Genomic DNA, 9242 nt, shown 5'->3' with positions numbered 1-9242 from the left:
GCGCCTCGAAGAACCTCGCCTTCAGCACCTCGAAATCCACGATCCCCGCAACTCCCTGAACTCCAGGGTGTTGCGGGGATCAATAGAACCCGCCAACCCGCGGGCGGGGGCTTCTTCGTGCCGTCGACAGGCGGCCCACCGGAGGTAGCACCGTGAGTAACCCTGGCAGTTACACCTACACGTACGAGGACCGGGCGACCGCGAAGCTCCGTCTGCGCGCTGACTCGTTCCAATACGACTCCACGATGGAGCACCTTGCCGAGCTGAAGCGCGACCGTCCCGAGCAGTACGACCAGCTGAACCCGCTCTCCCGAATTTCACTCGGCCACTACGAGATCGCAAAGGCTGCCGCTGTGCAGCTCGGCCGCAATGTTTCCGCTCCCACTAATCGTGAGGTCTGACCGTGAACCCTGACGTTTCCAAGGCTGCCGAAAAGCTCGCCAAGCTGCGCGCCCAGGCCGACAAGTTCACGGCTCCGCTCGCCGAGGCCGAGGCCGCCCTGGCGGTCGCCGAGGAGGCCGAACAGGCCCGTCGTGCCGAGCGAGCCGCCGAGTATGACCGCGCGTTCGCCGCTTCGTGGCGTGAGCGCGCACAGCAGGCCAGCGACGCAGACAAGGCCCACCGGGATCGGTTCGCCGAACTACTGGCCAAGGAACCGTGGTTCATGGCCTACATGGCGTCCCGGGCCGAGCGATACAAGCGAGAGAAGATCATGCACGCTGCCCAGCGCGCCCAGTCCGCCACCGGCCAGCCGGGCACCGTGCCGGAGCCACGCATATATGACCTGCGCCTGATGGAGGACCTGATCGAGACCACCGAGCGCATGGCCACCGCGATTGCCGAGGACTACGCCGAGGAACTGGACGCCAAGCGGACCGCCTACATAGAAGCGACGGACTGACATGGCCGTTGACGCACTTGACCCCGGCCCGGACAGCACCTATCCGTACTTCCCCCGGGACGCGCAGGGAAGGCCCGTGTGGTCGGATGCTCCAACTGGCCTGCCAGTGACCAACGGTGGGGCGCCAATGCCACGAGGTGTCCAACCGATGCGCGACCCCCGCGACCCTGGCCGGCTGCTGGCCGTCGACGTGACACCGCGGCAGCCGAACGGCGATCCGATCAACCCACCGATCGTCCCTCCGACTGCTTCGGCATGAGGCGCAGTTCTGGTGTGTGATCGCCTGCACAGGGTTGCAGTCACGCGCCCACCCCACCCGGGGGCCTCCCCTGTTGCTGCCAAGAGCGCGGCAGGGAGGGAAAAGAATCCGATGGCTAAATCGGGCGTTTTCATGGAGGCAGAAATGCCCGATGGCGATTCTGGTCTTCAGGATCAGTCATCAATGGCCCCACACTCCCTTCCCTAGCGGACGGTGGGTGTGGGGCCATTTTTGCGTTGCACCTTTCAGGAGTTCGCGGCCTCGGCGGGCTCGACTACGCGGCGAGTAGTACGCGCGCCCGTTCGTTGAAGTCGGCCACCAGCCGATGTGAGCCGAACGGCATCATGCGCTTCTGTAGATCCTGCACCGCTTCGACGCTACGACTCGATTGCACCTGTCGAGACAAGCTGATTGCCCGGACCCCCGCAGCGTGAGCGGCTTCGAGGTCGTTTCGCTGGAGGTGCGAAACGGCTAGGGCCGCCTGTGAGAGAGCGCCGCGCCGCGCCCGTCCCTGGCGGCGGGCATAGTCAATTGAGCGCTGTGCGTGCTCAGTTGCGTTGTCTGGCTGGTTGAGATCCCGGAATGCGTTCGCGTACTCCCCGTGCAGGTACGCCCCGTCGATGAACTTCGCCCACTCCGGTTCGGTGCTCGGGGTGACTTGGGTGAACGCCCGCTCCGACTCGCCTACCGCGTGGGCTGTTGCCTTCCCGTCCCCAAGCACGGCGAGGGCCCGTGCTTCAAGTGCCCAAAGATCCGCCAAGCACGCTGGGGAATCGGCTCGCGCTAGTCCGTGCCGCCCCGCCTGCGCAAGCCGACGCCCTTCGAGGGGATCGCCCTGCAATGTGGCCTGGTCCGCCATCCCTGCGAGGACGTGAGCCCCAAGCGCGGCATCCCGCGATTCCTCGGCGAGACGAAGGGCCTGGATCAGATACCTCTGTGCGGTGCCGTGCTCGCCGTCGTCATACGCCATCCAACCCAGTAGATACGTCTGCTCGGCTGCTGCCGCACACAGGGCCCGCCGCACGTCTTCGGCGTACGTCCGGCGGAGAAGCGGGTACACGTGCTGGTTCATGTACTCGGTGAGCACCAGTCGGCCGGAACCACCCCCTTGCATCACGTCCATGTTCTGGAATGACGCGAACATGTTCTTGACGCTGGTCACGTCTTCGAAGCGGACGCGCGGACCCGGATCCGGGTCCTGGTCCTGGTCCAGTGTCCCGAGCAACCAGTCTCGGGACGGCCCCGTGCCGGCGAGGGCTACAAACGGCAGCCCTGCAAGTACCTGCCTGCGATCCACGTCCGCTCTCCCCAGCTCGGATACAGCTTCAACCGCTTCTCCGAACGATGCGGGGTAGACCAGTGGCCGGTCAAGGTCCGGCGACTCACCTAAGCCAAGGTCATACGTGGTGACCCGGTAGCCGAAGTGCGCTGAGAACACGTCGCCGATGATGCTCGGCATGGGGCTCCGGGGCTGTTCCCCATCCAGCCAGCGGCGTACCCCGGTGGTGTCCGGATTGACTTGCCGGAGACCGTACTTAGCGGCCCGTGCCTGTACCCGCCGCGCTAACTCTCCCTTGCTCATGCCTGAGCGGTCGAGCATGCGAGCCAGCGCATGGTTCGGTTGCTTCACGGTCCTCACCTGTCTTCCTCGCGCGCCCCAAGCGACAGGGTTCGACACCCCTCTTGAGACTACCGGGGGCACACGCTGTGCCGTTGGCTGATTACAGCAGGTTCACAGCCCAACGACCATGGGGGTGCGTCCGTGAATGGCTCCGTGCTCTCCCGCCTCACCGGGAAGCAACGCAGGCAGGCAAGAGCAACAAGAGGGTTGGCTGATGACTGAGATCCCCACGGCCGAGCGGCCCGCACTGTGGACCCCGGCGCACTCGGACTGTCGCCCTCGGCGGTCCAAGAACGAGACGACCACCCGGCACGGTGACTGGACGCTCCGCCAGGATGACGCGCCCGACCTGCCCCCCGCGGTCTACGTGCTGGTGTGCAAGTCCGAAGCGGAAGACGGCACGGTATGCGGCGCCGAATCTGGCCCCATGCCCACCACGGCCGCCATGTACGAGTGGGCTCGGATTCACGAGTGGCAGCACGACGCCGATCACCGCACGTTCCGCCTGGTGGCCGATGTGCCCATGGTCATGGTGCCGAAGGTGGAACCGAGGTGACTCGCGCGACGCTGGTAACGGGCGTCCTGGTGCTCGGGGTCGGTGGCGGACCCGCCGGTATCGCCCTCGGTGTCGCCCTGGCGGACCCGGATGACGGGCGCAAGTGGGTGTGGTCGTTCGTCGCCCTGGCGCTCGCGTTGATCGGTGTCTCGTTCGGCCCCGAGTGGGTCGAGGGATGGCAGCGGCGAAGACGGGCACGCGCTCGGGTCCAAGCCATACTGTGCCGCTCCGCCACGAAACGGCGGGCCGGACTGTGAGCGGCAAGATACCGGCGTACCCCCTCGGGCTGACCTGGTCGCCCGGTTGGTGCTTTCCGTGCGGAATCGAGCGGGACGTGACCGAGATCGAGTCGACGGCCCGCCGAGGCCGGATGACCGTCTGCTGCGAGCACCACCGGCGGTACGTCCAACGGCGCGACCGGGGAGCGAAGTTGGCGGCCTGGTCGGGGGCGATGGCACGTCGCCGAGCGCTGGCACAGCTCAATCCCGCGGCCCTCGCCGCTTAGAACTCCCGTCGGCCCACTGAACCGGCGGGTTGCACAGCCCCCGCCCCGGTGACGTGAGAGTGGACGCACGGACGACCGGGGCGGGGTCTTCTCGATTACTACTCAAGTGGGGAACTCCCTTGACGCACAAAGAAATTCAGCACGACAAGCAGCCCCGGCGCCGCCTCGGATGCGTGGTGCTGATCACCCGCGAGGACACCGGGGCCGTGCTCACGGTGCAGACCACGTACAAGGACCGGCCGATCCTGCCCGGTGGCGGTGCCCGCGCGGGCGAGAAGATCGCCGACGCCGCCGCGCGGGAGCTGCTGGAGGAAACCGGGCTGCGCCGGACCCTGACGCACGCCCTCGCGGTCGACCAGATGGAAGCGAACGAGGCGACCGGCGCCAACGAGGGGTTGAACGTTGTGGTGGACGGCGGGGTGCTGACCGCCGAAGAGGCCGAGGGCCTGTCCATCCCGGCGAGGGCGGACGACGAGATCCGAGAGCTGGTGTGGATCAAGCCGGAACAGTTCGCCGGCAAGCTCGCCAAGTACCAGGCCGACCGCATCGGCTTCGCGCTCGACGCCCGCAGGTTCGGTCACAGGCTGCCGCTGCTGTTCATCGGCGAGCCCGCGGGAGTTCACACCGCCGCGTGACCGAAAGTCCACCAGAGTGCCCCGAAGGGCCCCAACACCGGTTCAAGGTAACCCCGTTCGCCGAGGTGCCCGCGAACGGTCCGGACGGTCCGGTATGGCACTGCGAGACCTGCGGCCGGTACGGCGCGATTCTCCGCGAACCGTGGGCCGACCTGTTCCCCGGTGACCCGCTGGTGGTCCCCCTCGGGCGCACCAAATCCGGCGAGGCAGTGCCGTTCCGGCGCCCCGCCCCAAACTCCCGTCCCGGCGGACGGAAAGGGAATCGCCGCCGGGACGGGGCACCACCCGCTACGCCCCATGGCGCAGCGGCAGTACCACCGAGGGGCGCGGCACCCGCCGTACCCCTTCGACAAGAGGAGGAACGCACATGAGCAAGCCCATGGAGTTCGACCCGGCCTCGCACCCCGGCCTGAACTGGTCGGTGGCCCGTGACTCCCACCTGGACGACAAGGTGGAGTGCTTCGCCATCGCCGACGCCGGTAACGGCCTGGTCGCCCTCGCCAACATCAACAACGACGGCGTCGTGATCACCGGTACCCCCGGTGAGCTGCGCAAGCTCCGCGATGCCTTCGCGAACGGCCAGTACGACAGCCTGATCGGCTAACAGTCCCCGAAGGACGGCGACCGCCCCACCTCAATTGGGGCGGTCGCCGCTCTCCACCCTACGAGCAATGGAGCGCGATCGTGGAAACCGCACTTGCACGGCTGGTTGACGACCCGGACGCCTTCCGGACGGCGTGGCCCTCGGTCCCGACGGTCTACACCCGGGATACGGCCGACCTGCAACGCCTCGGCAGCCGGCAGGCAGCCCGGGAAATCCTGGACGACCCGGATATCCGCCCCGGCGGGTTCGGCATGGTCCGTGACGGCGTGCTGACCGCCGAACGCCCGTCCGCCGACCACCCGACCGACACCCTGGTTCTCAACGGCTTGCACCGCAGCTACCCGCCGATCGTGACGTTCTGCAAGGAACTCTCATCCATGCTCGGCCACCCAGTGACCGGGAATTTCTACCTCACTCCGGCCGGTCGGGCGAAGGGCTTCGGGTGGCACTGGGATTGCCATCACGTGTTCATCGTGCAGACCGAGGGCGCGAAGGTTTGGCGCCTGTTCGCCCCGACCTTCGTCAACCCCCTGGAGCACCACAACTGGTCGAAGATCGGGTTCGACCCTGCCGACAAGGCCCGATTCGAGACGGACGCCCCGGACTTCGAGACCACGTTGCGGGCGGGACAAGTACTGTTCATCCCCCGGGGGTGGGTCCACGCGGGACAGAGCACCGCGACGGAACACAGCTTGCACATCACGTTCGGCGTGCAACTCCTCACCCGGCATTGGGCGTTGCGGAAGCTGGTCGACCTGGCCGAGGACAGCGAGGAACTGCGCGACGCCCTGCCCCCGAACCTCGGCGGCCGTGACTTCCTGGCCCTCGCTGGCGAGGTACGCGGACTGCTCGGACAGTGGTTGGCGGTGCAGCCCGAGGAACCGTCCGCGCTCCGTCTGCGGTCTGCACAGCGTCTCTCGGTACTCAACCAGGAACCGAAGTAGAAGGGCCGAGGACCGTACAGCATGGCGCGGAAGCAACAGGCCGGGGGCAGGCATCGCCGGATGTGTCAGTGGTCCGGCTGCCAGCGTTACGCCAACCTGCGGGATCTCGACACCGGCCAAGATTTCTGTCTTACCTGCGCCCTCGCCATGCTGCACGCGGCGGACGACCCGATCACCAACTTTCGGGAGTTCGATAGCTCAACCGAGTACGCCGAAGCGCTGCGGAACCGGCCGATCCTCGGACTGTTCGGTTGGCCCGGGACTATCCCGCCAGACGACACCGGCCGATAACCTCGGAGAGACGCCGCGCGAGAGGATCAGCCGTGCTCGACCCCGACGACGAGTCCGTGTCCGAGTGGTACGCCGCGCGTGCCGCCTGCAACCGACCGCCGGGCACCCGGGACGCACTGATCCTCGACGCAGAAATCCGGCGAGGAAACCTGTTCCAGGACACACCACGCCTGGTGGTGGAGTGGGACGGACGGGAGTGGCAGCCGGTCGCCGTGGCCGATACCTACGCCGATGCCTATCCGATGATTGTTCGACGGGGGGACGGGTTTGCCCCTCCGCAGGCTGACACCCCCGTTGCGCTACTCCGCAAAGGTAGCGGGCGGCATCGCAAAGCCTGACAGTCGCCTCCCACCCCTCGGCCCCGTCCCGCTGGTGAGCTCTGGCAGGGCGGGGCCTTCTACTTTTCGGGGGTCCGCTCGGCCACGTACGTCCCGCGCTGCGGCACGGTGTAGACGTACCCGCCTTCGCGCAGATGCCGGACCGCTCGACGGGCCGTGTCCCGAGCCACGCCCCACCGCTGGATCAGTGCCGACTCGGACGGGATCGGACGGTTCACCGCGAGAGCCCCGGACTCAATGTCGCGGATGATCTCCGCCGCAATCTGCTGGTACGGCGGGGTGGGTGCGTCGTAGTCGATTTCCGAGGCCATGGGCCAAGGGTAGACAACGAGCCACATCCCGAGCTATGCGCACACGTAGGTAGACGAGGGTAGAGGAGTTGCCTTACCTTCGAAGCCGAAAGAACCCCCGGCGCCGCTTAGGACCGGCTCCGGGGGTCGAGTGCCCGACAGCTAATTGGGAGCTGAACGAACATGCGACACCTTATCGCCCTCGCCCTGCGCGCCTTCCTGCGCCTGGTCCTGCCGGCTCGCGGGCAGCACCGTGCCGTCTCGGCCGAGCCGAAGCCCATCCCCGCGGCTGTGGCTGCCCCAGCCATCACCCGGCGAGCCGACTACGAAGCCCCGTTTGTAAGCGCCCTGGTGCGCCCCTACGTCGACCGCAACGCCTGGTTGGCCGAGCTGGACGCCATGCAACGCGAGTTCGAGGAGCGGGAGCAGCAGCGCGCGCGGCGCGACGCACTTCGGGCAGTCGTGATGGGAGAACCGGACCCCGGATACACGTTCCCTGGTGCGCACACCCTCGCCGGGGCGGTGGCGTGATGACCTTCGCTGCCATGGAGAAGCCCACGTGCGGCGACCCCCGTCCCGGGAAGTACGACGGAGCCCCGTGCAACCGTAAGCCGTTTCACGGGGGCGACCACTCGAACCGGCTCCGCGAGACGTGGCCCCGCCTCACTCCCGTGCGCTGTGTCCGCTGCAAGAGGCCCGCCCCGAAGCCGGTCCCCGTGGGCCACCAGGAAGCCGCTAGCGGCCCCGGGTACACCCTGTGGGCGTGCTCGCTGGACTGCTCGCAGTAGTACCCCCTCGCCCCGTCCGGAGCCGATCCGGACGAGGCACTCTCGGCCCTGCCGTAGAACCCCTAACATCACCTCTCCGGAGACCCGGAAGGCAACGAGTTCTGCCTGCTCAAGAGCCGCCTCGCCGCGCTCTGAAGGCCTCTCCACTCCCCCCGGCCCCACGTGGGGCCGGGGGGAGTGCCGTGGACGTACCTGGCCGACCCGGAGGGCCGTGCGTTCACCTGCGGAATCCGGTGGTTCGAGCGAATTCGCTCCCGCTTCGGGGAAGCCGCTGTCTTCCCACCGGCTGACCCGGCCACCTTCGGCGCTCGTCGCCCGCCGAACCGGCCCCCGGGGATCAGCGGTGCTTGAACTCCTCGATCGCCGCCCGGACCTTCTCCTTCATCGCCTCGCTCCCGATGTGCCCCGAGTCCTCGAAGATGTGCAGCCGCGCGCCCGGCCACGCCTTCGCCAGCTCCCACGCCGTCTGCACCGGGCCGCCCATGTCGTGCCGGCCGTGCACCAGCACCGCCGGGATCCCGGCCAGCTTGTGGGCGTTGCGCAGCAGTTGGTCCTCCTCCAGCCACCCGCCGTTGCTGAAGAAGTGGGCGCAGATCCGGACGAACGCGATCTGCTCGTCGACCTCCCGGTCGCTGTACATGCCGGGCACGCCGTTAGGCTCGCCCGAGATGACGGCGTCCTCCCAGGTCAGCCAGTCGGCGGCGGCCTTCTCCCGGACCGCCCGGTCGGGGTGCTCCATCAGCCGCGCGTAGGCCGCGAGCAGGTCGCCGTCCCGCTCGTCCTCGGGCACGCCCTCGCGGAACCGGTCCCACGCCTCGGGGTAGAAGCGCCCGGCACCCCGGTAGAGCCAGTCCATCTCGGCCGGGCTGGTGGTCGTCACCGCCTGGATGATGATCTCGGTGACCCGCTCGGGATGCTGCTGCGCGTAGGCCAGCAGGAGCGTCGAACCCCAGGAGGCGCCGTTCAGCAACCACCGTTCGACACCGAGGTGTTCGCGCAGCCGCTCCATGTCGTCGATCAGGTGCTGCGTGGTGTTCAGGCTCATGTCCGCCGCCGGGTCGCTGGCGTGCGGGGTGCTGCGACCGCAGTTGCGCTGGTCGTAGCGGATCACGCGGTAGCACTCCGGGTCCCACGCCCTGGTGGGCCGCGCAGGCGTCCCCGCCCCGGGGCCGCCGTGGACGTACAGGACGGGCTTGCCCTCGGGGTTGCCGAGCTGCTCGTAGTAGATCCGGTTGCCGTCTCCGGTATCGAGGAAACCGTGGCCGTAGGGGCTTGTCGGAGGATAGAGATCAACCATGACCGTCGATCCTAGGTCGTGCGCCTGGGTCCAGGCCCGTGATTTTCTTCCAACCTGCGCTGTGCGCGTGGACGTTGAGCCGACCCGAGGATCAGAGGTCGGCCGGCGGCAGGCCCAGGTGGTCATGCCGGGCCCGGCGGCCTGCGGCGGTCACGGCGAGCGCCCGGGTCGTGCCGATCCGCGTGACCCAGCCGGCGGCCAGGGCACGGCTGC

Annotated in this window: 12 protein-coding genes; 9 read left to right on the top strand and 3 right to left on the bottom strand. The window is 68.0% G+C overall.

Going from position 1 to position 9242, the window contains the following annotated elements:
* The first annotated feature begins 152 nt into the window (after positions 1-152).
* Both ACIPLC_RS28855 and ACIPLC_RS28850 read left to right on the top strand, forming a co-directional pair.
* A complete protein-coding gene (locus tag ACIPLC_RS28855) occupies positions 153-401 on the top strand; it encodes a hypothetical protein (RefSeq protein WP_400475944.1) in 249 nt (82 codons plus the stop codon).
* 2 nt (positions 402-403) lie between these two features.
* The gene (locus tag ACIPLC_RS28850) at positions 404-901 is read left to right on the top strand and encodes a hypothetical protein (protein ID WP_400475943.1); all 498 of its coding nucleotides are present in this window, start codon (positions 404-406) and stop codon (positions 899-901) included.
* A 533-nt stretch (positions 902-1434) separates the two neighbouring features.
* Here ACIPLC_RS28850 and ACIPLC_RS28845 read toward each other — a convergent pair.
* Positions 1435-2790 carry a transcriptional regulator gene (locus ACIPLC_RS28845; RefSeq protein ID WP_400475942.1) on the bottom strand — a complete coding sequence of 452 codons (1356 nt, stop codon included), beginning with the start codon at positions 2788-2790 and terminating at the stop codon, positions 1435-1437.
* Between the two features lie 205 nt (positions 2791-2995).
* Between ACIPLC_RS28845 and ACIPLC_RS28840 the strand changes: the two genes are divergently transcribed.
* From ACIPLC_RS28840 to ACIPLC_RS28815, 6 genes are all read left to right on the top strand, one after another.
* Positions 2996-3337, top strand: a complete 342-nt coding sequence (locus ACIPLC_RS28840) for a hypothetical protein (protein WP_400475941.1) — start codon at positions 2996-2998, stop codon at positions 3335-3337.
* A 624-nt stretch (positions 3338-3961) separates the two neighbouring features.
* On the top strand, positions 3962-4477 hold the full coding sequence (locus tag ACIPLC_RS28835; protein WP_400475940.1) for an NUDIX domain-containing protein: 516 nt from the start codon (positions 3962-3964) through the stop codon (positions 4475-4477).
* A gap of 367 nt (positions 4478-4844) precedes the next feature.
* Complete coding sequence (locus ACIPLC_RS28830; RefSeq protein WP_400475939.1) at positions 4845-5081, top strand: hypothetical protein; 237 nt, start codon at positions 4845-4847, stop codon at positions 5079-5081.
* 80 nt (positions 5082-5161) lie between these two features.
* Positions 5162-6025, top strand: a complete 864-nt coding sequence (locus ACIPLC_RS28825; protein ID WP_400475938.1) for a JmjC domain-containing protein — start codon at positions 5162-5164, stop codon at positions 6023-6025.
* Between the two features lie 21 nt (positions 6026-6046).
* On the top strand, positions 6047-6316 hold the full coding sequence (locus tag ACIPLC_RS28820) for a hypothetical protein (protein ID WP_400475937.1): 270 nt from the start codon (positions 6047-6049) through the stop codon (positions 6314-6316).
* Between the two features lie 32 nt (positions 6317-6348).
* On the top strand, positions 6349-6654 hold the full coding sequence (locus tag ACIPLC_RS28815) for a DUF6087 family protein (RefSeq protein WP_400475936.1): 306 nt from the start codon (positions 6349-6351) through the stop codon (positions 6652-6654).
* A gap of 59 nt (positions 6655-6713) precedes the next feature.
* Here ACIPLC_RS28815 and ACIPLC_RS28810 read toward each other — a convergent pair whose 3' ends face one another.
* Positions 6714-6965 carry a GntR family transcriptional regulator gene (locus ACIPLC_RS28810; protein ID WP_266272921.1) on the bottom strand — a complete coding sequence of 84 codons (252 nt, stop codon included), beginning with the start codon at positions 6963-6965 and terminating at the stop codon, positions 6714-6716.
* A 162-nt stretch (positions 6966-7127) separates the two neighbouring features.
* Between ACIPLC_RS28810 and ACIPLC_RS28805 the strand changes: the two genes are divergently transcribed.
* Positions 7128-7475, top strand: a complete 348-nt coding sequence (locus tag ACIPLC_RS28805; protein ID WP_400475935.1) for a hypothetical protein — start codon at positions 7128-7130, stop codon at positions 7473-7475.
* 594 nt (positions 7476-8069) lie between these two features.
* Here the strand turns inward: ACIPLC_RS28805 and pip are convergent.
* Positions 8070-9029 (bottom strand): prolyl aminopeptidase, encoded by a 960-nt coding sequence (gene pip / locus ACIPLC_RS28800; RefSeq protein WP_400475934.1) that lies wholly within the window; start codon positions 9027-9029, stop codon positions 8070-8072.
* Positions 9030-9242: the final 213 nt, after the last annotated feature.

This window comes from Kitasatospora sp. NPDC086801, assembly GCF_044745805.1.
Lineage (GTDB): Bacteria > Actinomycetota > Actinomycetes > Streptomycetales > Streptomycetaceae > Kitasatospora.
Note: the sequence above shows the minus strand (reverse complement) of the source record. Positions and strands in the feature narration are given on the sequence as shown.

What these genes read in the sequence shown, in the direction of transcription:
- ACIPLC_RS28820 (WP_400475937.1), top strand. Translation starts at nt 6,047, where the DNA reads ATGGCGCGGAAGCAACAGGCCGGGGGCAGGCATCGCCGGATGTGTCAG.
- pip (WP_400475934.1), bottom strand. Translation starts at nt 9,029, where the DNA reads ATGGTTGATCTCTATCCTCCGACAAGCCCCTACGGCCACGGTTTCCTC.
- ACIPLC_RS28805 (WP_400475935.1), top strand. Translation starts at nt 7,128, where the DNA reads ATGCGACACCTTATCGCCCTCGCCCTGCGCGCCTTCCTGCGCCTGGTC.
- ACIPLC_RS28810 (WP_266272921.1), bottom strand. Translation starts at nt 6,965, where the DNA reads ATGGCCTCGGAAATCGACTACGACGCACCCACCCCGCCGTACCAGCAG.
- ACIPLC_RS28830 (WP_400475939.1), top strand. Translation starts at nt 4,845, where the DNA reads ATGAGCAAGCCCATGGAGTTCGACCCGGCCTCGCACCCCGGCCTGAAC.
- ACIPLC_RS28840 (WP_400475941.1), top strand. Translation starts at nt 2,996, where the DNA reads ATGACTGAGATCCCCACGGCCGAGCGGCCCGCACTGTGGACCCCGGCG.